The 21,928-nt window shown below is 41.9% G+C and carries 27 protein-coding genes and 1 other annotated feature (1 of these 28 only partly in view); of the genes, 11 read left to right on the top strand and 16 right to left on the bottom strand.

Annotation, left to right across the window (positions count from 1 at the left end; all coding sequences use genetic code 11):
• Positions 1-137, bottom strand: a binding site (T-box leader) (it extends 110 nt beyond the left edge of the window).
• A gap of 163 nt (positions 138-300) precedes the next feature.
• The 6 genes from IEW82_RS14585 to IEW82_RS14560 form a co-directional block, all read right to left on the bottom strand.
• Positions 301-1,500: an MDR family MFS transporter gene (locus IEW82_RS14585; RefSeq protein WP_188695864.1), complete on the bottom strand. Its 1,200-nt coding sequence runs from the start codon at positions 1,498-1,500 to the stop codon at positions 301-303.
• A 440-nt stretch (positions 1,501-1,940) separates the two neighbouring features.
• Entirely contained in the window at positions 1,941-3,005 is a 1,065-nt protein-coding gene (tbcS, locus tag IEW82_RS14580; protein WP_188695861.1) for a tetraprenyl-beta-curcumene synthase, read from the bottom strand.
• A gap of 87 nt (positions 3,006-3,092) precedes the next feature.
• On the bottom strand, positions 3,093-3,881 hold the full coding sequence (locus IEW82_RS14575; RefSeq protein WP_188695858.1) for an alpha/beta hydrolase: 789 nt from the start codon (positions 3,879-3,881) through the stop codon (positions 3,093-3,095).
• A gap of 115 nt (positions 3,882-3,996) precedes the next feature.
• Complete coding sequence (gene metK, locus IEW82_RS14570; RefSeq protein ID WP_188695855.1) at positions 3,997-5,202, bottom strand: methionine adenosyltransferase; 1,206 nt, start codon at positions 5,200-5,202, stop codon at positions 3,997-3,999.
• 268 nt (positions 5,203-5,470) lie between these two features.
• Positions 5,471-5,947 carry an RNA deprotection pyrophosphohydrolase gene (gene ytkD / locus IEW82_RS14565; RefSeq protein WP_188695852.1) on the bottom strand — a complete coding sequence of 159 codons (477 nt, stop codon included), beginning with the start codon at positions 5,945-5,947 and terminating at the stop codon, positions 5,471-5,473.
• Positions 5,948-6,671: 724 nt separating this feature from the next.
• On the bottom strand, positions 6,672-6,848 hold the full coding sequence (locus tag IEW82_RS14560) for a hypothetical protein (RefSeq protein ID WP_188695848.1): 177 nt from the start codon (positions 6,846-6,848) through the stop codon (positions 6,672-6,674).
• Positions 6,849-7,158: 310 nt separating this feature from the next.
• On the opposite strand from IEW82_RS14560, the gene IEW82_RS14555 reads away from it, so the two are divergent.
• The 4 genes from IEW82_RS14555 to IEW82_RS14540 all read left to right on the top strand — a co-directional run bounded on the left by IEW82_RS14555 (position 7,159) and on the right by IEW82_RS14540 (position 9,787).
• Complete coding sequence (locus IEW82_RS14555; protein WP_188695845.1) at positions 7,159-7,788, top strand: O-methyltransferase; 630 nt, start codon at positions 7,159-7,161, stop codon at positions 7,786-7,788.
• Positions 7,788-8,417, top strand: coding sequence for a DNA-3-methyladenine glycosylase (locus tag IEW82_RS14550; protein WP_188695842.1), 630 nt, complete (start codon positions 7,788-7,790; stop codon positions 8,415-8,417). Before IEW82_RS14555 ends, IEW82_RS14550 begins: the two co-directional genes overlap by 1 nt.
• 234 nt (positions 8,418-8,651) lie before the next feature.
• Positions 8,652-8,966, top strand: coding sequence for a hydrolase (locus IEW82_RS14545; protein ID WP_188695839.1), 315 nt, complete (start codon positions 8,652-8,654; stop codon positions 8,964-8,966).
• A gap of 563 nt (positions 8,967-9,529) precedes the next feature.
• Entirely contained in the window at positions 9,530-9,787 is a 258-nt protein-coding gene (locus IEW82_RS14540) for a hypothetical protein (RefSeq protein WP_188695836.1), read from the top strand.
• Between the two features lie 2 nt (positions 9,788-9,789).
• Here IEW82_RS14540 and IEW82_RS14535 read toward each other — a convergent pair whose 3' ends face one another.
• The 3 genes from IEW82_RS14535 to IEW82_RS14525 are packed head-to-tail and all read right to left on the bottom strand — an operon-like array spanning position 9,790 to position 10,768.
• The gene (locus IEW82_RS14535) at positions 9,790-10,110 is read right to left on the bottom strand and encodes a spore germination protein (RefSeq protein WP_188695834.1); all 321 of its coding nucleotides are present in this window, start codon (positions 10,108-10,110) and stop codon (positions 9,790-9,792) included.
• 10 nt (positions 10,111-10,120) lie between these two features.
• The gene (locus IEW82_RS14530; protein WP_188695831.1) at positions 10,121-10,513 is read right to left on the bottom strand and encodes a hypothetical protein; all 393 of its coding nucleotides are present in this window, start codon (positions 10,511-10,513) and stop codon (positions 10,121-10,123) included.
• 51 nt (positions 10,514-10,564) lie between these two features.
• A complete protein-coding gene (locus tag IEW82_RS14525; protein WP_188695827.1) occupies positions 10,565-10,768 on the bottom strand; it encodes a hypothetical protein in 204 nt (67 codons plus the stop codon).
• Positions 10,769-10,853: 85 nt separating this feature from the next.
• Between IEW82_RS14525 and IEW82_RS14520 the strand changes: the two genes are divergently transcribed.
• Positions 10,854-11,330, top strand: coding sequence for an Hsp20/alpha crystallin family protein (locus tag IEW82_RS14520; protein ID WP_188695825.1), 477 nt, complete (start codon positions 10,854-10,856; stop codon positions 11,328-11,330).
• Positions 11,331-11,504: 174 nt separating this feature from the next.
• A complete protein-coding gene (locus IEW82_RS14515; protein ID WP_188695822.1) occupies positions 11,505-12,956 on the top strand; it encodes an amidase in 1,452 nt (483 codons plus the stop codon).
• 241 nt (positions 12,957-13,197) lie between these two features.
• Here IEW82_RS14515 and IEW82_RS14510 read toward each other — a convergent pair whose 3' ends face one another.
• Positions 13,198-13,965: a fumarylacetoacetate hydrolase family protein gene (locus IEW82_RS14510; RefSeq protein ID WP_188695819.1), complete on the bottom strand. Its 768-nt coding sequence runs from the start codon at positions 13,963-13,965 to the stop codon at positions 13,198-13,200.
• Positions 13,966-14,053: 88 nt separating this feature from the next.
• On the opposite strand from IEW82_RS14510, the gene IEW82_RS14505 reads away from it, so the two are divergent.
• Entirely contained in the window at positions 14,054-14,203 is a 150-nt protein-coding gene (locus IEW82_RS14505; protein WP_188695817.1) for a hypothetical protein, read from the top strand.
• 104 nt (positions 14,204-14,307) lie between these two features.
• Here the strand turns inward: IEW82_RS14505 and IEW82_RS14500 are convergent, their stop codons facing one another.
• The 4 genes from IEW82_RS14500 to IEW82_RS14485 all read right to left on the bottom strand — a co-directional run bounded on the left by IEW82_RS14500 (position 14,308) and on the right by IEW82_RS14485 (position 18,754).
• Complete coding sequence (locus IEW82_RS14500; RefSeq protein WP_188695813.1) at positions 14,308-15,483, bottom strand: quaternary amine ABC transporter ATP-binding protein; 1,176 nt, start codon at positions 15,481-15,483, stop codon at positions 14,308-14,310.
• Positions 15,484-15,524: 41 nt separating this feature from the next.
• A complete protein-coding gene (locus tag IEW82_RS14495; protein ID WP_188695810.1) occupies positions 15,525-16,376 on the bottom strand; it encodes an ABC transporter permease in 852 nt (283 codons plus the stop codon).
• A 54-nt stretch (positions 16,377-16,430) separates the two neighbouring features.
• The gene (locus IEW82_RS14490) at positions 16,431-17,438 is read right to left on the bottom strand and encodes an ABC transporter substrate-binding protein (protein WP_188695807.1); all 1,008 of its coding nucleotides are present in this window, start codon (positions 17,436-17,438) and stop codon (positions 16,431-16,433) included.
• Positions 17,439-18,259: 821 nt separating this feature from the next.
• Positions 18,260-18,754 (bottom strand): DedA family protein, encoded by a 495-nt coding sequence (locus IEW82_RS14485; RefSeq protein WP_188695803.1) that lies wholly within the window; start codon positions 18,752-18,754, stop codon positions 18,260-18,262.
• 175 nt (positions 18,755-18,929) lie between these two features.
• On the opposite strand from IEW82_RS14485, the gene IEW82_RS14480 reads away from it, so the two are divergent.
• Complete coding sequence (locus IEW82_RS14480) at positions 18,930-19,112, top strand: cold-shock protein (RefSeq protein ID WP_188695800.1); 183 nt, start codon at positions 18,930-18,932, stop codon at positions 19,110-19,112.
• A 147-nt stretch (positions 19,113-19,259) separates the two neighbouring features.
• Here the strand turns inward: IEW82_RS14480 and IEW82_RS14475 are convergent, their stop codons facing one another.
• Positions 19,260-19,436, bottom strand: a complete 177-nt coding sequence (locus tag IEW82_RS14475) for a hypothetical protein (RefSeq protein ID WP_188695796.1) — start codon at positions 19,434-19,436, stop codon at positions 19,260-19,262.
• Positions 19,437-19,991: 555 nt separating this feature from the next.
• Between IEW82_RS14475 and IEW82_RS14470 the strand changes: the two genes are divergently transcribed.
• The 3 genes from IEW82_RS14470 (at position 19,992) to IEW82_RS14460 (ending at position 21,418) form a co-directional block, all read left to right on the top strand.
• Positions 19,992-20,456 carry a GNAT family N-acetyltransferase gene (locus tag IEW82_RS14470; protein WP_188695792.1) on the top strand — a complete coding sequence of 155 codons (465 nt, stop codon included), beginning with the start codon at positions 19,992-19,994 and terminating at the stop codon, positions 20,454-20,456.
• A 207-nt stretch (positions 20,457-20,663) separates the two neighbouring features.
• Complete coding sequence (gene sspL / locus IEW82_RS14465) at positions 20,664-20,789, top strand: small, acid-soluble spore protein L (RefSeq protein ID WP_188695917.1); 126 nt, start codon at positions 20,664-20,666, stop codon at positions 20,787-20,789.
• A 116-nt stretch (positions 20,790-20,905) separates the two neighbouring features.
• On the top strand, positions 20,906-21,418 hold the full coding sequence (locus tag IEW82_RS14460; protein ID WP_188695789.1) for a hypothetical protein: 513 nt from the start codon (positions 20,906-20,908) through the stop codon (positions 21,416-21,418).
• Between the two features lie 5 nt (positions 21,419-21,423).
• Here the strand turns inward: IEW82_RS14460 and IEW82_RS14455 are convergent, their stop codons facing one another.
• The gene (locus IEW82_RS14455; protein ID WP_188695786.1) at positions 21,424-21,903 is read right to left on the bottom strand and encodes a GNAT family N-acetyltransferase; all 480 of its coding nucleotides are present in this window, start codon (positions 21,901-21,903) and stop codon (positions 21,424-21,426) included.
• Positions 21,904-21,928 lie beyond the last annotated feature (25 nt).

The raw sequence follows: 21,928 nt of genomic DNA, 5'->3' as shown, positions 1-21,928 counted from the left end.
CGAACGCTACATAATCTCTTAGGTTTCACGATCGCAGCTTAAAGGCGAGTTCGCATTGCTGTTTTGTTGACTTTCACCAGACCCATCAACTCTCTAAAAAAACAACCAATACTACTATTCCTCATCAATGCCTTTGTCACATGAAGTTGTTCGGAAGCGACCCATTGGCTGTATTCAGCACATTTCTCGCATCACTGACGTTTTGTTTCATTGTGTTAGTTTGTATTTTATTGAATCGTCCAAAGAATGTCAAGCCTTTTTAAGAAAACTCTTCCTAGGACTAAAAACCTACGTAAAAAATCAAGAGATGGATGACCGCTTTTTCGAATAGTGCACGATCTTTAAAGGCCGTTCATATATGAGCGTGGTGACCAGCGCACCAATATATAAAATAAAGATAACACCAATGAGCATACGCATATTAAAGAGATCGACCATCATCCCACCGAATAATGGCCCAATCATTCTTCCACATGTTCCAGCGCTATTGACAAACCCTTGATAAAAGCCTGCCCGTCCTTTTGGAGCCAAATGATTGGCAATCGTTGGCACAGCCGGCCATACAAACATCTCGCCAAGAGTTAAGACAATCATAGCAAAAACCAAGCCCGCAAAGGAATGAGCAAAAGCAAGGACGCTAAAGGAGCATATAAATAGGAGAATGCCAACGACCATCTGTAGCTTCGTGGATGGAAATCGTCTAGTCACCATCCCAACAAGTGGTTGGCCAATGACAATTAACGCTCCATTGACAGTCCATAATAGACTATAAAATGAAATAGGAATGCCGAGTGTTTGCGTATAAGAAGCGATCGTCGACTGCCATTGAACATATCCGACCCAACACAGCATCAGCCCAGAGCAAAGAATCAAGAGGGCCATAAAAGGTGCCGTTTGCTTTACCGCTTTTGATTGCTCCAGAATATTAGACTGTAATTGAGCAGCAGTATTTGTCGAATCGATCGTTCGAAACAAGAAAAACACAAAAAGAGTAAAACAGATAAATACACCCGCATTAACCGCAAAGATCAAATTAAAAGAAAAAGAAGCCACTATGCCACCTATCGATGAGCCGACAGCCACCCCAATATTTTGGGCAACGTAAATTGCATTAAACGGTTTACGCCCACCTTCCGGCCACACAACACCCGCCATGGCAAACATAGCAGGAAATAGCATGCCTGATCCAAACCCTATAAGCGTTAATAAAAGCGCGTAGGGACTGGTGGTATGGAAAACAAACAATAAGATAGAGGCGGCGGTTGTAATCATGACGCCCCCTAGGATAGAGCGATACCCACCAAAGCGATCAAAAAGAAATCCTCCAAATAAGTTACCAACAATCCCCGCCCCTGCATTTAGCATTAAAATGAATCCTGCAAAAGATAATGAATGTCCAAGGATATTGTGAAGGTAAATCGTGTTTAACGGCCATAAGAATGACGAGCCGGTAGTATTGATTACCATTCCAATGACAAGAAGCCATAATTTTTTCGGCATAGTATGAAGTTCCTCTCTCAAGATGTCAACCTAATGACTTGTGCATGGAAGCCATGATTAGTTTACTATCCCTAATGACTTTTGACAATCCAAGAAACTCATAAAATCCGAAGTCTTGTTAATATACGAGGCACAATTTTCTTTTTCCAAATAAAGAACGGGGCTGGGACAGAAATATTTAGCACATAAAGCAGTCGAACGCATGCATATTTTTGCAGGCATGCGTTCGACTTTTTGGTGCATCATGAAGCGCTCCGGCAAACGACTTCGCTTTCTGCGGGGGCTTACCGATCTCTTACTTCCCGCTGGAGGCTCCATATTTTGACTGCACTTCCGCTTTCCCTATCTCCTTTTAAAAACTTATTGTTCGGTATGAGGGTGAGTCCTTTTAGTTTTGTCTCAGCCTCGTACTAGTCTCAAAAAGATGTTTTCAGGTGCTTTTATAAACCTGGTTTAATGCGTCTATATAACCAGCCATTCATCAAGAAAAACCAGCCGGCGCCCCCCGCACGTCTCACGATTTTACGGGCAATATGGCGCACGCGATGTTGCTTGTTTACCTTTTTATCGGCTAAATAAATCCCTAGGAGCCCACGGTTAATCAAGCGATGAAACTTAGAATGCGGTAGATTGGCAATGCTTAAGTCTGCCTGCTCAATAAAATGATTGAAGCGATTGATGAGCATCTCCTCATTTTCATAATAAAAACAAAAGTTCAAATCTCCACCCTGCTTGTCTTCTTCTTGATCAACAAAATAATCCAATAAAATATGTAACCCTTGAACCCAAGGAAAATACCCTTCTTTAATTCGAACCGCTAAATCTTCCATGGGATAAGCACCGGCAGCATACGAGACCAAACAAAAAATGCCTAATGTTGATCCCGAGCTCGCTGAAAACTCGTACCAGCTCATCTGAGGAAGCTGATCCTTAAATTCACTAAACCACTTTTGCAAACGCGGCACCCTTAAGTCCTGCTTCACATGTTTATGTACTTGTAGATCGCAATAATAGCCAGCTAATTCCAAGAGCATGGGTTGAATCACAGTATACGCGTCTACATTCCGCAAAAAGGCTTGGCACGTTCTCACCAATTGCGGCAAATATCCACCATCGTCCTTATCCTCTCTAAAGCGGTAATAATCATTCAATGGGGCATCAGGTGTTAGGGCGTGCAGCATGGATTCATGAAGCGCACGAAAATCCTTTGGATCTAAAGAAGTGCTGCGATCACACAAATTATCTAAATAATCACTGATGGTTTGATAAGCAATTATAAAGGAGATGACTTCACGGCGGCGTTCTCCCGCAATCAGGCTATAGATCCCACCGCCTTCACAATGAAAGGTCTTCGTTCTAATGCTTGCAAGGGCCTGCTTTCTTAATTCTGCATTGGGGATTTGCTCAGCCCGCTTTTTCCAAACCGAAAGCTCTTCCCTAACATCTGGTAATACATGACGATAAATCTGTAGCATTAATTCCCATGATTTAGTTGGTACCTTCATGAAAGCACCCCACCCTTCTCTTTCAATCACGTTCGTTTTGTGACTTTAGAAAACCTATAGCGCACTTCCAATTCTAAAGCTTTTCCTTCAAAGAAATGGTGTTAATTTATGCAACAAATAATGAAACACCACATCACGCTCGGGCTCGTTAAATACTTCATGATAAAACCCTGGCCACTCTTTATACTGTTTGTTTCTTAGCTGAATCTTATGAAACCACTCATAAACTTTAGTCTTATCGACGATTTTATCATTCCCCGCCTGTAAAATAAATAGAGGAACATCAGGAAAGCGATCCATGCGTTGGAAAGCTTTCTCCATTGCCAGATCCAGTTCAAAATACCAACGCAATGAAATCTTCTTCACAATCAAGGGATCTAAAGCATCCCGCTCAAGTATTTCTTTGTTATGCGTCGCTAAAACATTTTCCCCAGATCGCTTGATGGGAATCCGAAAACGAGGGACAAACAAATTAAAAGGACTGACCGCTTTTTTTAACCAACTGGGCGGTGGAACCTTCAAACCTAAGCATGGTGAGGATAGGACTACCGCATCGGGCCTGAGACGCGATTCTTGAAGTGTACGAATCACAACTAATCCACCTAAACTATGGCCAAAAACAACATAAGGAAGCTTAAATGTCCGCGCCTTATCAATCCATTTCCTCAGTGTAACTATATATTCGTTAAAGCTATCGACATGTCCTCTATGCTCAGCATTTTTCCCTTGGCCTGGCAAGTCCCCGAGAATCACGTGATAGCCAGCTTTTAACCATTGCCTTTTTAGCCACTCGTATCGTCCATGATGCTCACCAGCCCCATGGACAATCACAATGACCCCTTTAGGAACTTTTAGTGCTGTTTTCCAAACCCACATGTTCCTTCTCGCCCTTCTCTCCAAATCTTCTTTCTATTGATTTTATACGCGTCATGTGCTGGAATGGTGAAAAACCCGTCGTAAAAAAAACGACGGGCCCTATGTGTTAAGTAAATTACTCAGCAATCAATTGCTTTAACCGATCCACTTTATCTGTTTTCTCCCATGGCAGTTCGATATCTGTACGACCAAAATGACCGTAAGCTGCAGTTTGATGATAAATGGGGCGTTTTAAATCTAACATGCGGATGATACCTGCAGGACGAAGGTCAAATTCATCTCGGATGATTGCGACCATGCGCTCTTCAGAAACCTTGCCTGTACCAAAGGTATCAATAGAGATAGAGACAGGTTGAGCGACACCAATTGCATAAGCAAGCTGGACTTCACACTTTTCTGCAAGACCAGCTGCCACAATATTTTTTGCTACATATCGGGCCGCGTAAGCAGCAGAACGGTCGACCTTTGTAGGATCCTTTCCCGAAAAGGCTCCGCCACCATGTCGTGCATAGCCACCATAAGTGTCAACAATGATCTTTCGACCGGTTAGACCTGCATCACCATTTGGTCCGCCAATCACAAAACGTCCTGTTGGATTAATAAAATACTTTGTAGCTTCATCGATTAACTGTTCAGGAACAATCGGACGAATCACCTGTTCTATAATATCTTTTTTGATTTGCTCCAATTCTATCTCTGGATGATGTTGTGTGGAAATGACAATAGTATCAATTCTTTCTGGCTTTCCCTCTTCATTATATTCAACCGTGACTTGTGTTTTACCATCTGGACGAAGATAAGGCAAAATTTCTTCTTTCCTTACCTGTGCAAGGCGTCTAGAAAGCTTATGGGCTAAGGAAATAGGTAAGGGCATTAATTCCGGCGTTTCATTGACGGCATACCCGAACATCAAGCCCTGGTCGCCAGCACCGATCGCCTCAATTTCATCCTCGCTCATTTGGCCTTCTCTCGCTTCAAGCGCTTGATTGACCCCTTGAGCAATATCAGCTGATTGTTCATCAATCGACGTAAGAACCGCACATGTATCGGCATCAAATCCGTATTTGGCACGATCATACCCAATTGTACGAATAGTATCGCGGACTACACTGGATATATCTACATAAGTATTGGTTGTGATTTCTCCAGTCACCAGCACTAATCCGGTATTAACAGCAGTTTCGCAAGCCACCCGAGCATTTGGATCATTTTTTAAAATCGCATCAAGAATCGCATCTGATATTTGATCACATATTTTATCTGGATGACCTTCAGTTACGGATTCCGATGTAAATAATCGTCGTGAAAAAGTTTTAGTCATAAATAGTCCTCCTTGCATTACAGATATGCAACTGACGGTCTGTTTGCCTCCACTTGCTAGCTTTTCCAATGCGCTTTGTTCATCCGCCCATGCTATCATACAAGGTATACCATTTTTCACCCGTAAAATCAAAGCTTTTCAAAGCCATGAATGGCAAATAACCCTTTACTCTGTAGAATAGCTCTCTTTTATATAAGCAACGTGAACCCTACGGACTGACGCATTCTTCATCTATTAAAAAAGTCTAGGAGTCCTTTCTCCCAGACCGTCAAACCTTTTTAAAAATATACTGCAGGCTTTGTGTTAAAACGTCATCCTTCATCATGAAAGAAAAGCGATGATTTTCTTTTAAATTTCTTGGCAAATCATTTAAAAAAACAGGACCTTTTGTTTCTAGATAATCATCCTTCAGCTTGATTTCGTCTATTTCTGCAAAGTACACATTTTTAATGATGACGCCGCTACGACCATCGACCTTATATTGCCCGATATATCTAATCTCAGCAACATGTGCCCCTGTCTCTTCATAAACCTCACGGATGGCTGCCTCTTCAGGGGTTTCTCCTTTTTCAACCTTGCCACCTGGAAACTCCCACCCTCTTCTAGGATGCTTGGTCAATAACCACTGATCATGGAAGCGACAGATGACCCAAACATGGCGGGGATGCTCAGAGAATGGATGACGGTCATGCGAAAATGTCACCTTATTTTTGTAATAGTCTTCGAAAGTGATTGCATTATCCATAAAATAACTCCCTGCGCCTTATTCTTCATCTTTTTTATCTAATATAAGTGTACCATAGTTTAGAAAAACTTGGCTCATTTACCTACTCTTTGTTTTAAATCGCCACAAACCATGCTTCTCTCTATTCTATTAAATGCTGTGCACTCCCTTAACGGACCTTACATAATATATGGCTTTCTTATGCATCTTGTGCTTTAAATTCCTATTTAATGCGCTCCTTTTATTCCTTAAACTAAAAGGAGGAGGGTGAAACAAAAAGAAATCACCCTAATACCGAATGATAAAATTTTAAAAGGAGCTAGAGAAACGGGAAGCGTAGTCAAAATACGGAGACGCCTACGGGAACGTGGCCAGCGTTACTTCACGACTAAACTCCGAGTGGTTCCGAGGAAGCTGACGACGAAGTGCTACAAGTAGACACAGGAACAAGGGACTTGTAGTCATAAATACTTGGGAGCCCTTAAAAAGGGGTGTCTAAATGCCTTACATACTTCAAGGTACTTCGGCTAGGTACGTCACATCCATGTGACAACACCGAAGCTAGCACCTCATGAGTAAAGCACGCTTTTCGGGTACGCCTGAGGCCGTGCTCGTGGAAAGCGAAGTGTTTTGACAGAGCGCTTCGTCACTTACTCAAAAATCCGAACGCATCCCTTCAAAATTGTGAATGCGTTCGGATTCTCTATGGGCTGAATACGTCTATCCCAGCCCCTTTTATGTGCCATTAGCCAATGGCATCCTGCTCATTGTCTTTGGCTGACTCCCAAATCATTTCTAATTCTGTTAAAGTTAACGCTTCCCAGTCCTCTGGAGTGTCCTCCAGTCCCAGCGCTTCCAAGCGTTTGATGATGTGTTGCTTCCGTGCATTGACCGCTGATCGCAGTAAGTTTTGTCTTTCCAAGACACTCAACTCCAAACTGACGTTTTGCCACCAGTCTTTCCTTTTTTCATTAACCTTAGACATGTTTTAACAGACGTGAACAACAGGCAAACTAAACCTCAAATAGCCTGAGGCTTTTAAAATCTGAACTATTGAATCACCTTTATTCCAACGTCATGTGATAACGATAGTTTTTATGTTCAACATTGCTTTAAAATCTTCATTTCATAAACATTCATATGTCATAATAGTAACGAAAGTGAACAGACTGACAAAAAATGATATATTGGCCTTACTGCAATATTTTTTCATATGGAAGGACGAGTGTTTTATGGAGGCAAAACAGTACATTCAATCCTTATTTGTTAAAAAGGACCCGGATGCTGAAGCCATCTTACAAAGCTTAATAGACCATGATATTCCCAATATTTCTATACCACCAGAAACCGGAAAGCTGATTACACTACTAACGAAAATATCAGGCGCCAAAAAGGCTTTGGAAATCGGTGCCCTTGGGGGATATAGTGGACTGCATATATTAAGAGGTCTTCCGAAAGAAGGCTCCCTACTTTCTTTGGAAATACGTGAAGAATACGTTCCTCTGGCTAAAGCGAATCTGACTAGAGCGGGCTTCGGCCAACAAATTTGCTATAAACTAGGACCTGCCCTTGAAAGTTTAAAGCAATTGGAAGCAGACCATGCCACCTTTGATCTCTTTTTCATCGATGCAGACAAGAGCAGTTACATTGCCTATCTTGAAGCAGCCATACAGCTCGCTAACCCTGGTGCGCTTTTTCTTTTTGATAACACCCTTCGTGGTGGTGGCGTTTATTCGCCAGAAAACCAAGAAAAAACGACGCGAACAATGCGTGGATTTAACGAATATCTTAGCCAACACGACCAATTAGAAGCCATGATTGTCCCTATTGGTGATGGGTTGGCCATTGCGAGGTTAAAATAATGGACAATGCCTTTTACAACCAGCCAACTTTAGCTCTTGCCAAGTCACTCCTTGGCAAGCATTTAATTCATGAGACAAATCAAGGACCAATTGCTGGAAGGATTGTTGAAGTCGAGGCTTATATGGGACCCGAAGATCGTGCAGCACATTCTTATGGAGGCAGACGAACAAAAAGAACAGAGGTCATGTTTGGTCCCCCTGGTCACGCCTATTTTTTCCTTATCTATGGCATGTATCAATGCTTCAACGTGGTAAGCGGCCCCATTAACAAGCCAGAAGCCATTTTAGTCAGAGCTTTAGAGCCCGTTGAAGGGATTAACGTAATGATCCAGCATCGCTTCCAAAAAAAGTACACAGAAGGATTAAGAGAGGAAAAACTGACCCTTCGCTTAAAAAAGCAGTTGACCAATGGACCTGGAAAACTCACTCAAGCCTTGGGGATTAATCAACGCTATTATGGCCATGATCTCAGACTGCCCCCACTTCATATTATTGAACCACCTGCGACGCCCTTAAGCAATCCACCAGTCATTGCTAGCGGTCCGCGTATCAATATTGACTATGCCAAAGAAGCAATCCACTATCCTTGGCGTTTCTGGTTAGAAAATAATCCTTATATTTCTCAATAATGTTCTTAGTCAACGAGGTTCACTCATTAAAAAATCTGAAACAGCCATCTGAATGTTTCAGATTTTTATTATACCTATGAAACCAAAGGCTCCGTTAACTATTTCCTCTGCCGTTTGCCATTATACCCCACCCCAGCCGTTTCTCATCGCTTTCTCTTATAACATGGCTTTATTTTAGGAATACTAGATTGTAATCGCACGCTTATTCATATTGTAAAGGAGGGATTACATCCAATGAATAAGCAATTTTACTATGTCACAGTCGCTACAGGGGAAGTTCTTCCAGATAAAACCCTATCGGAATGGGAATTTGAAATTGAAGCGACACCTGAGGAAGCCTCCCAATTAGAAGGCGTTCTCAAACAAGCCGACAGAGAAGCTTGGGCGAATTTTTGGCAGGCACATATTCCTTTTAAAGAATATCGGCATTTTCAACAAATCGATGATTATGATCACGATCTTAAATGCGTCTATGAAATGCTCCATACACTTGGAACACCAGAAACAAAAGAACACATTGCTTCCATGGGTATCCTTGATTTCACTTAAAGGCTGCCACTAAAATTCAGGCAATCAATAAATCAGCAGTAAAAAGAACCCAGTCTGACCTTCACTTTGATGATCCAAAGCCACTAAGCATACTTAAAAAATTTTTTAAAAATAGAGGTTTAAAAAGGAGGCCTTTGGGGAAATCTATAATTAACCCTAACCCCAACACACTTTCATCCTATGACTCGCCATTTTGGCGGGTCCTTTTTTTCTTTCAGAAAGACGACAGGTAACGCTATTTAAGGAGGATTCACATAAGTGTATCTTTTAAAAAGGCTTATTCACATCAAAGCGGTTAAAAGGAATCATCAGGCACGGTCACTTAGAATCTGTTTTCTACAAAATAAAAGCTTTTATCCATTCACTCACTGCACAGTCTTAGTAATTAAATGCAATGACGAAGCGCGAAAAACTTTTTCACAGGTTCAACTGCCGTAAGCCTTTAGGATTTATGGGAAAGTTTATAAATAAGGAGAAAGATAGAAGTGGTCTAACTGGCATGCCCACTTTATTTTCAGGTAGAATGGACAAGAGATGCTCATCTGCAGGGAGGACAAGACAACATGGAGGCTATCGGTACCATCCTCAATAAAAATGGACGTCCTATCGCGATATTTCAAGTTCAACCCTACGTCCTTCAAAATAAAAATGAGGAAACCCATTATTATTCACAGCTCAGAAAAACCTTTACCCATATCCCTATCGTTTTAATCAGTAAGATAGAGAATGAACTTGTTTTCGCAGGAGAAGAGCAGGCGATCGCTTTGGTTAAAGGTGAACCCCTTGATCAGCTCGCTTGGAAACGCTATATCCATCTTTAGCATCAGGGGTTGTCCCCATCCTCTCGATCTGTTTCCTTATTCTTCAATTGTTGTGTTAACATGTCCTCTAGCCATTGGGGCAGCGTCGTTTCCTTCCCATCTGAAAGCATATCGATAAAATCTGGATCATTGAGCAGCGTGCGAATGTTATCAATGGAATGATTATCTCCAGTTATCGAACCGAAGCCTTGATTTTGTTTCTTATGGCTTGCAAAATGTGACATTTCGTTGTTCCCCAAATTCATAACAGAGGCGTCACTTATCGTTCCAATGCGAATTTCACCAATTAAAAATAACGGTGAAAAAAGCGAAGGCTTTCCCATTAACATCACCTCACTTATCGTTATTCCATGTCATCCCCTTCTCATGTCTCACCCATTGAGAAGATTGTCTTGATTTTGCCTTTTTTTCAGCAAACTTGCGAGGAAACCCGCTCTCAAAATCCTTTTCAGAGGCCCTTTTTTTCTGGGCATTTTCGCCGACCTTGACTCCAAAATTATTGCCTAGATTTAAAGCCCCGCTGACCTCTTTTACATCTAATTTATCAAAGCGAAACATGAGCTCCTTTAAAACCGGATCATGCACATTAAAATTTTCAATATTCACCTCATAGGTAATACCGTTCTTAAGCACCTGCTCCAAAGCTGCCTCAAGCTGATCCATTTTTGCAGTGAGTTCATGTAATGCTCTATCTCGTTTGCTTTGCTTTTTTCGCCGAAAAAACATAATATCCCTTCGCTCTCACCCTTTATCTGTCAGAGAATAAACTATTACTAATTATGCTTCGTCTTTCTTGGGCTGAGATTTATATACGGTATGCACGTGGTGACTCAGTGTATTATGGTCACCCTCCACCACACCAAAGCCTTGTGTGTGCTTACCTTCTGCACGCCAAGATACTTGCTGATTGCGTCCAGTGAATACCCCAGAGGATCGTGTGATCTCATCAATTGTCAAATGGGTAAACCGTATATCGACCATAAAAGCCCTCCTCTAAACAGCTTTTATATATGTCTATTACAAGCACCCTCAGGATATTTCTACTTATACGAAAGGAACGAGGAAAATGGAGCCTTTTTTCAATCCTAATGACATTCAATCGTATATTGAAAATATGCGAAAAACTTTTATGAATGGTGAGCCCTTTAATACCGAGGACGTTCAAAAAAAAGTCATGGAATCCCTCGATCAATTTCTGCCTGACTTCTTAAAACAAGGAAAGGCGTCTTCAGCTACAAAAGCGGACGCACCATCACAGCGCACGACACCTACTGCACAAAGCCAGGTTTTTGAAACACATGACTTCGTGATTGCGCGCATTCCAATACGCCCCGATAATTATTATCCACCGAAAATATTGATGGATACCTACCACCTCTATGTAAGAGGTCTCCCGGAGCAAGAGTCCGAGCTCAAACTACAGCTTCCCGCTCCTATCCGGCCTAAAAACGCTAAAGCTGAATATAAAGATGGCGTTTTAGAGGTACGGATGCTCAAACGTGGTCCTGAGCCCTTTACTGAAATCAATGTGAGTGACATGTGATTTTGAGGAGAGAGGCCCTCCTCTTGAACACGATGTGGACAAGCGCTATAATGCCTTTAGACATTGAAATTGAGTGTACCTACAGCTTGTTGATAAAGTTTCGGTAGTGCTCCCCACCTTTTTCAAAGGCTGGGGAGTTCATATAGGTAGGCTTACAGAAAGGAAAGAAGAGACATGGCATTGACTCAATTATCCGCCCTTGATCTTTTAAAGCATTATAGAAATAAAAGCCTTTCTCCCGTAGAAGTGGTCCAATCACTGTTTGACGTGATTCATTCCGTCAATCCTGCGCTGAATGCTTTCGTTACATTAAATGAAGACAACGCCTTAGCCTTTGCCAAAAAAGCTGAGGCACGCATCATGAAAGGGGAAACGCTCCGTCCCCTTGAGGGAGTTCCTATCGCCATCAAAGATTTGACACACACTAAGGGACTTCGCACAACCTTTGGTTCTCCTTTATTCAAGGACAATGTACCAGATCGGGATTCTACTGTCGTTCATCGCTTAAAAGCAGCAGGTGCGATTATTATGGGTAAAACAAATACGCCTGAATTCGGCTACAAAGGCACAACGGATAATCCTTTATTTGGCGCCACACGCAATCCATGGGACTTACAGACAAATGCAGGTGGATCGAGCGGCGGGTCGGCTGCCGCCGTTTCAGCGGGTCTTGTTCCCATTGCTGAGGGGAGCGATGGCGGGGGTTCGATTCGCATTCCAGCGGCCCTTTGTGGCATCTATGGCTTTAAGCCAAGCTATGGACGGATTCCCAATGACAATCACTTAAATAGCATTTTTGGCTCACATGAACCTTTTATTCACTCAGGGACATTAACACGAACCATTGAAGATGCTGCTTTAATGTTCGACATCATGAAGGGTTACACTACCACTGATCCCTTCGTCCTCCCTGATGACGGTGGCTCTGCCCTTGAACGCTTACAAAAGGAAAATAACAGGCCATTAAAAATAGGCTGGACCCTCGATTTCGGCATGTATGAAATCGATAAAGATGTGGCTAGTGTTTTCATGCAAACGATCGATCAATTAGCCGAGGCTGGCTTTGAGGTTCAAGCCGTTCAACTCGATATGAAAAAGACGCTACGAGAGTACATTGAATACTTTGAAGCCTTATGGACAGTCGGCTTAGCAGCCGGATTTAAGGAAGCCTCTGAGGCCCATCCCGAAGCGTTCTCCAAGGGATTATTAACAATGATTGAACGCGGTCAAAAGCTTTCCGCTATTGAATTTAAAGCGCTGGAAAAAGACCGTGCATACTATTGGCATCTTTTCCAAGAACAGTGGCAAAGCTATGATATTTTACTATCACCCACTCTCGCTGTTCCCGCCTTCCAATACGATTGGGAAGGTCCGCCAACCATTAATGGCAAATCTATCAAAGCAGACTCAGATTGGGTCATGACGCAAATTTATAACATCACTGGACTACCGGCTCTCTCCCTCCCCATCGGTCTGACCACCTCTGGGCTTCCTGTAGGGATGCAAGCCGCCACTCAGCGCTTAGAGGATGAAACCTTGCTACAGTTTGCTCGCTATTGTGAGCGACATCTCCCACTTCTTTCTGGTGCGATAAATAGCAAGGCGCAAGCGAGTAAATCCATCTGATCAAAGCTTTATGTATAACTAAGGCGCCTTAGATGGCCTGACAAAATCTGATTTTAGATACCTACTTGTCCCTCGGATGGATCACTTTTTTATTAAATCGCCTTGCCTTTTGTTCCTTTGAGGGGAATCTTTGTGAACGCTTATTGCGTTTATACCTTCAGTGGTTCGATTCGGATCAGGTTAATAGAATGAAAAAACGAGATTGCCCCTCAAATAAATTTTTTGGGACAATCTCGTTTTTCTAGTGCTCTCTTTCTACAACAAAATTATGTAACGTTCCAATGCCTTCAATGGTTGTTTCAAGCTTGTCCCCTTTTTGTATGGGACCGACTCCTGCTGGTGATCCTGTGAATATAATATCACCAGGATACAACGTCATCACCTCAGTGACCGTTTCTATAATTTTCTCAATGGGATGAACCAAATTACGCGTTGTACCGTCTTGCTTTAGCTCACCATTGACACGCAATTGAATGGATACTTTATTTGGATTAATGTTCGTTTCAACAACGGGGCCTAAAGGCTTATAAGTGCTATAGGATTTTGCACGGGTATATTGACGATCACCATTTTGCAAAACCCGATCAGAAATATCTAATCCAACGGTATAGCCGAATACATAATCCAATGCATTTGCCTTGGAAACGCGATGCGCTTTTTTTCCAATGACAATAACGAGTTCTGCCTCAAAGTCAATGCGGTGCTCAGGGTGCGCGAGAACAATAGCCTCATGAGGGCCAGTTACCGCACTAGGTGAGACCATAAACATCATGGGTTCCTTTGGGAGTGGCAAATCTAATTCCTTAGCATGATCAACATAATTAAGACCAATCTCAACAATTTGAAGAGGTTCAACAGGCGCTAATAAAGTGACCTCTTCCAAGAGATGCATGCGATGGGTTGGTGCTGCTGTTTTTTTAATGTATGATTCCGTCAGCTCAACAACATGATCCACATCAATCATGCCATATTTAATTTGACCGTCGTGTAAAAACCGACAGTACTTCATAAGTCTTCACTCCTATTCAAAAGTTGTTATTATTTTATCATATAAAAACATAAAATAGGTTATATCACTCTTTATTGGAGGAGATAGCATGAAGGAACCCGTTGGAGTGTGCATCGATTGTGGGGAAATCGTCTATTGTGAAGGCGGCCATCTTGCAGGCATCATTCTAGAGGATCATACCTTACGTTGCTCTGACTGTCATCATGCGAGGAAAGAGTTAAACAAAGAGGCCCAATAGTTCGAGACCACGTGGAGAATCCTTTCGGCATTCTCCATATTTTTTTCAAACTACACTATTAAGAGGCATCCTCAAAAGTTAGTGAGGATGCCTCATTTCATGGCTTATTGCGAAGCGAGACTTGATAATACGACGGCTCTAGGGACAATGCCGAGTAGCTTCTGTCCCTTCAATATAGCAATGGGATAGCTCGTTTGAATCGCCTTATCAATTAAATCCTGAACATAGTCCTCCGCTTCCGCGGTTTCATAGTTGTGCTTTATCACGCTTTGTAATGTCTGGCCTTCCTTTAGAGCAGTCAAAGCGTCATCAATGGTGACAATGCCTTTGAGTTGACGATCCTTATCGACCACAAACACACTTGATAACCCGTTGGATCTCATTTCCTTGATGGCCACGTTCACCCCATCTTTTAGACGAACGAGAGCGTTAGGTTTAATCATAATGCCTTCCGCTTGAAGAATTTTTGAGCGATCAATGTCTTTGACAAAGGCCTCAATATAATCATTAGCGGGCGAAGACAGGATGTCCTCAGGTGTCCCCACCTGTTCCACTCGTCCATCCTTCATAACCGCCACACGATCACCAATTTTAAACGCCTCATTAACGTCATGTGTAATAAAAACAATGGTTTTCTGCAATTTATTTTGTAAATCGATCAACTCCAGCTGCATTTCACGCCGTATAAGTGGGTCTAAGGCGCTGAACGGCTCATCCATTAACAAAATATCAGGATCATTGGCAAGTGCGCGCGCAAGTCCAACACGTTGCTGCATGCCTCCGCTTAATTCATTTGGATACTTATCTTCCCAACCCTTTAATCCAACCGTTTCTAAGCTTGTTTGCGCGATCTCAAGCCGCTCTTTTTGTGACACCTTTCGCACTTCTAAGCCGTACGCCACGTTTTCCAAAACGGTGCGATGATCAAATAGACCAAAATGTTGAAAGACCATTGCAATTTTCTTCTGGCGAAAATCCTTTAGCGCCTTGCGATCATATGTCGTAACGTCCTCACCATCAACAATAATGCTGCCTGCGGTTGGGCGATTTAATAAATTAAAGCATCGGATCAAGGTCGATTTCCCACTGCCGGATAGCCCCATGATCACAAACATTTCTCCATCATTAATCTCTAAAGACACCCGATCCACACCCACGGTATGCCCGGTTTTTTTCAAAATATCATCTTTTGATAAGCCCTTTTGTAAAGACTTGATAATTTTTTTGGGATGCGGACCAAAGATTTTTGTAACCTCTTTGATTTCCATTTTAAGTGTCATTGATCAGACTCCTTAATACATTCACAGTGTGAATGCAATGTTTACCTCTGCTTTTGAAAGCTGTTTGAAATAGCTAACGTAATCCTGTCTATAATAATGGCTAGAAAGACAATGCTGATTCCTGCCTCGAAGCCTTTGGCGACATCAATCTGTCCAAGGGCTGTCAGCACTTCAAGCCCCAGTCCCTTCACACCCACCATGGAGGCCACAACAACCATAGCTAAAGCCATCATCGTTGTTTGGTTGACACCCGCCATAATCGTTGGCAGTGCTTGAGGAATTTGTACCTTAGTCAAAAGCTGCCAGCGTGAGGAACCAAAAGATAGACTGGCTTCAACCACTTCATCAGGAACACCGCGAATCGCTAGATTAGTTAAACGCATTACAGGTGGCAAAGCATAGATGATGGTTGAAAGCACACCTGGAATCAGGCCAAGTCCAAAGAAAAAGAGAGCGGGAATGAGATAGACAAACGTTGGCATGGTCTGCATCGCATCTAATATTGGCTTGGCGATGATCTCAAACCGCCGACTATTCGCCATCAGAATCCCTAAAGGAATACCGATGATAAGCGAAATGACAACACTTGATATAACAAGGCATAGCGTATACATCATTTCGTCCCAATAACCGAAAATCCCAATGAGCATTAAAAAGCAGGCGAAGAGAATGCCGGAAGCGACTGATTTAAATTGCCATGCTAATAAAAAGACGACAAGGATGAAAAACCACCAAGGCATCCATAACAAGAAATCATTGAGCTGATTCAATACCCATAAGAGTCCAACGCGAATGCCATTAAAAAAGCCTTCCCAATGGACAGTCAGCCAGTCCACTAAATCACTGACATATTTACCAAAATGAAACGTTAAACTTTTTGGAAAATCAAACATGTTGAAGGTTGCTCATAGGCAACCACACCTCACTTCCTTGAAATAACCGCATTTTTATAGGGCGGCCTTTACCTTACTTGCCACATTTTTTGGCACCCATTTCGTCCAGATAGCCTCATGCTTTTTGAGCCACCACTCTGCAGCCTTTTGCGGCGTCGCATCATGATCCTGCATATAAACCAAGGCTTCCCCAGTTAAATCTGATGAGGTCTTATAATGGCTGAGGAATTTGACAACATCTGGTGCCTTTTTCTTAAGATCTTTGTTGACTGAAATATAAACTTTATCAGGAGGGAATTCTGTACCATAATTTTTTTCCCAAGTTTTTTTATTATAGGCTGGTGCTTTTAATAATGTTAAATCATATTTTGAGGTCAACCATGTGGGCGTCCAATAATAGCCAACCCAAGGTTCATGGTTTTTAAAAGCTTTGACAATCGAGGCATTGAGGGCGCCTTCCGAACCGGGGGTAAAGTAGTTAAATGTATCCGATAATCCAAAATCAGACACCTGTTTTTCAGTAATCTTTTGTGCTTCTGTTCCGCTATAACCGCCAACAATTCTTCCCTTACTCGGATCCTCGGGATCTTTAAAAAGCTTCCAATACTTCTTTAAATCAGAAACGCTTTTTAAATCCGGGGTCATTGGCTTGATCCCTTTGTCAGGATCTCCTTTTATCATGTAAGTAGGAACATAGAAACCTTGTCTGCCCTGATAATTCAAGGAAACGGTCTTTATATCACCTGATTTGATGGCGTCATTGTAAGCGTCAAGCATATTATTCGGCCAGACCTCCATGAGAACATCGATCTCTCCTTGACGGAGTCCTGTGAAGGTTGCTGCTGTAGACCCACTTGTCACATCCATTTTATAGCCATATCCATGTTCAACAATAAAGCCTGCAATAAAATTATGAAGGCGAATGCTATCCCAGTTGGCATCACCGAAGACAATCGTCCCTTTACTTTGGGCACTATCTGATTTTTGTGTGGCGCTATAAACACCTAAGCCAATGAGTAAGCATAACATGCCTATCCAAACGACAGTCCACTTATATTTCATTTGATACTCCTTTCATTTTGTCTCTATTTTATTATGAATTATGAAAAGCCTGACGACAAACGCGATATGCAGAGAATAACCTTTATATCTTAGGATATACTGTCTTTGCAGAGTGGATAAAGCCCTTTCTATGATTATCCTAACAAATAAAGCCCTTTCACTCCGTATTTCCCCCTTGTTGATGCTGTCTGCGCCATTCGTCAGGTGATTCTAAGCTTTAATGGCATTCCCCCGTATCAGTATTTTTAAACCATAAGAACTTGTCCTTTTTTTCGAAAAGATTTCCCCCAGTAAGAAAAACCGAGCGAAAAGCATGCCCGGTCCTTGTCCTTAGTATAGAGCATCAACCAATATGAAAGAGGCTTCATTGCCTGATTAAGCGGGTTGGAGCGCAAGGCGCGAGATTCGGAGCACTCTAAAATCGTGTGTTCCTCGGGCGCCGCTGACTCTTGATGCGGAGACTAGAGTCCTGCGGGAAGTGGGAAATCGGTAAGACCTTAGCCGCGCGAAGGCGCGAGGAGGCTTACCGCTTCCCCGCGGAAAGCGAGCGGTCTGGAGTCGCGCACCGTCCTCATGATCAGGAATTTTATACTTTCTTTTCTTTTTAGAAAACTTGGCTTGTACCCCTTCGCTGGTACTCCTGATGTGATTTTTTGCCAACCACATACTTAGGTTGCTCGCAAGCCTCAGGTGGCGAAAGTCAAAGCCAGCCTTATACTCTCTTCCTTTATGAGCGTCAGCGAAGTTATACATTCTGATAGTACAAAAAAAGAAACATCCAACACCATAAATGATGTTGAATGCTTCAAATGGTATCACACCTAAAAAAAGGCATGAACAATCTGGAGAGCCTCTCTGCCGATAAAAATCATAACAAAGGCCCAAGGAAAAATCCCAACGAGGGTTAATAGACCATATGGGAGCCACTTCACCTTACTAATCCCCGCAACGTAAGATATATAGTTTCCGATACCAAAAGGCCGGGTGACTGCAATGCTCCATAACCCGTATTTATTAAACCAGCCCCTTGCTTTATCAATGCTTTTTTTTAAGCGCTTCTTAAAAAAAGCATCGAGTTTATAACCAAGCAAATACGGAATGAAGCTGGCTATCGTATAAATAGCACTCATCACCAGTGCCATCAACAAGGATTCCCATATATTAAAGTTCATGACATAGCCATAAGCCAATACAATGATGATGCCTGGAAAGGGAACGGATAAGCCTTCTATAAACATGGTGAGTAAGAGCCCTACTGTCCCTAGATGATCCAGCCACCCTAATATCTGTTGTATCAAAAATATGTTCCTTTCCAAAGATCAATCATCCATTCACAAACGAATACCTGATCATTAGTTATAAAAGTGAAAAATAGAAGAAGTGTGTAAAAACTATGTGGATTTTGTTTTTTTCCACAAATAGGTTATAATAAACATGTGTGATTAGAAAACTTGGCATTGCCAAGTCTGTAAATAAAGGGGGAAAACCATCATGGCGTTCAACAAAAATAATCGCGAGCCAGTGCCTGAAGAAGAAACAGCCATTTGGACTTGCACAAATGATGATTGTTTAGGTTGGATGAGAGACGCCTACTCCTTTGACAAGGAGCCCAAGTGCCCCTTATGCCAATCGGATATGGTAAGAGCCACCCGAACATTACCTGTTCTTGATTAATCGATGAGTTATCTTTTTTTGAAAATTTTGGTAGTTATGTTTTATTTTAAAGATAGACGCTGATATCCTATTGGGAGATGGCGTTCTTTCTTGTTTAAACGCCCATCTTATGCAATGGGCGTTTATTTTTTTGGAATCGTATAAATGCTATTCCTTTCCAATTAACTGTTTGATATCGTTTATAAGCGCTTCATTATTGTGACGAATAAGTACCTCAAGACCCTCTCTCAGCCTCTCAACATCCATTGTTTCCCCTTGCTTCAAAACGTATTGGTCCATGATTCTTTTTAGTTCAGCATTTGAAATTCCATATTCTTTAGCCAAAATCATTCATCTCCTTTATCTCATGTACTATCGTAATCAATTTTGTTTAAAATATCAAAGATTTCACTACATGGTTAACCAATGACCTTTTTCATCTAAAAGATTCAGACCTTTATACCTACAAGTTTAGGGAAAAACTTTTCACTTCCCCCCTAATAATTGTACACGATTCAATATATTTTCCCAATACCCAAACCGCCTAAGACATGTTATCGTTATTTATGAACAAACCATTACCTTTATCTCATTGCACCGTGCGGATGAGATGGGAGGACATACCTTATCTTGAAGCTCTCAAGATAGCGTTGGAAAGTCTATCGTCATATTCGCCAAGGCATTTGGAGATTATGTCATGTCTTTTCAACACTCTATGTCAAATGGTACAGTCTTTTAAGTATGACCCCTTTTATAACTCGGCATAAAGTATTTTGGGCTAAGCGATTCCCCCTCGCTTAGCTCCTTTTTTTATGTAAAAAGCAGGATTATCAGTGGCTGAAAGCGAAGAAAGTGATGATTAACAGCCATCCCTATTGGATGCAAAGGAGATGAACGATTATGGTTACCCTCCAACCCATGAACGATTCGGCTTTTCAAGCCTACATAGCAACAGCCTTACCAGAGTATGCTAATGAACATGTAAAATCGGGAGATTGGGCGAAAGAAGAAGCCATGGAAAAGGCCGACATGCAATTCAAGCAGCTTTTACCTGAAGGCATAAGAACAAAAGGACACTATCTTTTTTCCCTAGTACATAACGACCAAAAGATTGGTATGCTTTGGGTCAAACTGACAGAAACCGCACATGACCAATCCGCCTTCATTTATGATATTAAAGTAGACGAAGCCTATCAAGGACAGGGTTTAGGTAAAGCCACTATGACTGCCCTAGATAGCTTTGCACGCTCCAAAGGCATTAAAACTATTAAACTGCACGTGTTTGCCCACAATACCCGTGCGCTTTCTCTTTATAAGAAAATGAATTATCAAATTACAGATTACTATATGATGAAAAAGGTTTAAACGCTTCCGTGCTACTCTTAAATTGTGATTTAAAAGCGCACAATTAAGGCTGTCCACAAGCTACAGAAAGGAGAAGTCAAAGCTTGAAAAACATATACGCCCATTCTGAAATCGCGTGAGTGAGCGCTTATCTTCTAACAGTATAAAAAATACTTAATGTCAAACACTAGCCTCAGGGAGGTGTTTGCATTGGCAAGAGAAAAAGAAATGCGCGTCCACAGAAGCAAAACCGCATCAAACGTCAATCCTCAAGGTCTATCAGAAGATGTTCGTGACCATCAGCCCCACACCGAGTTGGAGCAGCGGGCAAAAAAGAAAAATACAAAAATTTAAAGCTACGGGAATTTCCCGTAGCTTTTCCATTAAACTTGGGATAAAATCGAAGGGAGTACTCTTAGCAGTGCTCCCTGGTTAGTGATCCGTTGCATTAATGCTTAGGAGGAACGTGAATGTTTGATCCCACCGTATTTGATAACCTTAAAGTCGTATTAGAGGGAGCCATGTACGATCTTGATTTTAATGAGGATATAGACATAACGGATCGAAGTGATACAGTTGATCTCGCCAAAATGTCACGTTCTTATACCCTGACGTTGACCCAAGGGAAAGCAGATGCCATCATCGAGCTTACGACAGATGTTTTAAATTGGTCTGGTGAAATTTTAGCTCCCGAACAAGGCAACTATCCTTGCCAACTTTATATCGAATTTTTGCTTAAAATTAATGATATTGACCAGGATTGCTCGGCCATTCGCTTCCGTCTCAATCAAATTTGGCGTTCTTTTAAGCCAAAGATTGAGCAAAATATCAGCTTTGTATATGGCAATACAACTCCTCTTTTTGACAATCAAATTTTGCTCTCATTCAAGGATGAAATCGGTGAGGATTTTATTGCTGAAATCCCCTTTTTAATTGAAAAATTGGTGACGACATTATCAGCGCTCGAAGCCTATGCACAATAATCTATTCATAACCTTTTTCCCATTCTTATCACGGTTTGTGTGAGCTGCTCCGTCATCATTTTCTTCAAACCGTGCTTTTCATAAAAACGCAAGGCCCTTTTATTCGTTGGGGATACACGCAAATGGTATTCTGTCAGGCCCTTCCTCTTAAAATAGGCTTCCGCATAGTCAATCTGCCTTTTCCCAAGACCACGGTTACGATATTCAGGGATTAAATAAAATAAATCAACATAACCAATGGGGTGACCGTCATATAGGATCACCTCTAGCTCCATTTGTCCAATAGGCTTGCCCTCACATTCCATGATAACAAAGCCCTCTGGCTCCATCGCTGCCGCCATTGCCATCCAAGCCACATACAACTCCTCATCACCTAATTCATCCGGAGTACCAAAACTAACAATATAGGAATCCTTTCGGAATTGAACAATCGTTTGTCTATCTCTCAATGCATTAATTGGGCGAAAATTAAAACGCTGAGCCATGATTTCCCTCCTCCCACTTACTATA

Source organism: Pullulanibacillus camelliae, from assembly GCF_014642655.1.
Lineage (GTDB): Bacteria > Bacillota > Bacilli > Bacillales > Sporolactobacillaceae > Pullulanibacillus > Pullulanibacillus camelliae.
This window is presented reverse-complemented; position numbering and strand designations above follow the sequence as displayed.

Coding starts and splice junctions, on each gene's coding strand:
- IEW82_RS14585 (WP_188695864.1), bottom strand. CDS start 1,500: ATGCCGAAAAAATTATGGCTTCTTGTCATTGGAATGGTAATCAATACT.
- tbcS (WP_188695861.1), bottom strand. CDS start 3,005: ATGAAGGTACCAACTAAATCATGGGAATTAATGCTACAGATTTATCGT.
- IEW82_RS14575 (WP_188695858.1), bottom strand. CDS start 3,881: ATGTGGGTTTGGAAAACAGCACTAAAAGTTCCTAAAGGGGTCATTGTG.
- metK (WP_188695855.1), bottom strand. CDS start 5,202: ATGACTAAAACTTTTTCACGACGATTATTTACATCGGAATCCGTAACT.
- ytkD (WP_188695852.1), bottom strand. CDS start 5,947: ATGGATAATGCAATCACTTTCGAAGACTATTACAAAAATAAGGTGACA.
- IEW82_RS14555 (WP_188695845.1), top strand. CDS start 7,159: ATGGAGGCAAAACAGTACATTCAATCCTTATTTGTTAAAAAGGACCCG.
- IEW82_RS14550 (WP_188695842.1), top strand. CDS start 7,788: ATGGACAATGCCTTTTACAACCAGCCAACTTTAGCTCTTGCCAAGTCA.
- IEW82_RS14545 (WP_188695839.1), top strand. CDS start 8,652: ATGAATAAGCAATTTTACTATGTCACAGTCGCTACAGGGGAAGTTCTT.
- IEW82_RS14540 (WP_188695836.1), top strand. CDS start 9,530: ATGGAGGCTATCGGTACCATCCTCAATAAAAATGGACGTCCTATCGCG.
- IEW82_RS14535 (WP_188695834.1), bottom strand. CDS start 10,110: ATGGGAAAGCCTTCGCTTTTTTCACCGTTATTTTTAATTGGTGAAATT.
- IEW82_RS14530 (WP_188695831.1), bottom strand. CDS start 10,513: ATGTTTTTTCGGCGAAAAAAGCAAAGCAAACGAGATAGAGCATTACAT.
- IEW82_RS14525 (WP_188695827.1), bottom strand. CDS start 10,768: ATGGTCGATATACGGTTTACCCATTTGACAATTGATGAGATCACACGA.
- IEW82_RS14520 (WP_188695825.1), top strand. CDS start 10,854: ATGGAGCCTTTTTTCAATCCTAATGACATTCAATCGTATATTGAAAAT.
- IEW82_RS14515 (WP_188695822.1), top strand. CDS start 11,505: ATGGCATTGACTCAATTATCCGCCCTTGATCTTTTAAAGCATTATAGA.
- IEW82_RS14510 (WP_188695819.1), bottom strand. CDS start 13,965: ATGAAGTACTGTCGGTTTTTACACGACGGTCAAATTAAATATGGCATG.
- IEW82_RS14505 (WP_188695817.1), top strand. CDS start 14,054: ATGAAGGAACCCGTTGGAGTGTGCATCGATTGTGGGGAAATCGTCTAT.
- IEW82_RS14500 (WP_188695813.1), bottom strand. CDS start 15,483: ATGACACTTAAAATGGAAATCAAAGAGGTTACAAAAATCTTTGGTCCG.
- IEW82_RS14495 (WP_188695810.1), bottom strand. CDS start 16,376: ATGTTTGATTTTCCAAAAAGTTTAACGTTTCATTTTGGTAAATATGTC.
- IEW82_RS14490 (WP_188695807.1), bottom strand. CDS start 17,438: ATGAAATATAAGTGGACTGTCGTTTGGATAGGCATGTTATGCTTACTC.
- IEW82_RS14480 (WP_188695800.1), top strand. CDS start 18,930: ATGGCGTTCAACAAAAATAATCGCGAGCCAGTGCCTGAAGAAGAAACA.
- IEW82_RS14470 (WP_188695792.1), top strand. CDS start 19,992: ATGGTTACCCTCCAACCCATGAACGATTCGGCTTTTCAAGCCTACATA.
- sspL (WP_188695917.1), top strand. CDS start 20,664: ATGCGCGTCCACAGAAGCAAAACCGCATCAAACGTCAATCCTCAAGGT.
- IEW82_RS14460 (WP_188695789.1), top strand. CDS start 20,906: ATGTTTGATCCCACCGTATTTGATAACCTTAAAGTCGTATTAGAGGGA.
- IEW82_RS14455 (WP_188695786.1), bottom strand. CDS start 21,903: ATGGCTCAGCGTTTTAATTTTCGCCCAATTAATGCATTGAGAGATAGA.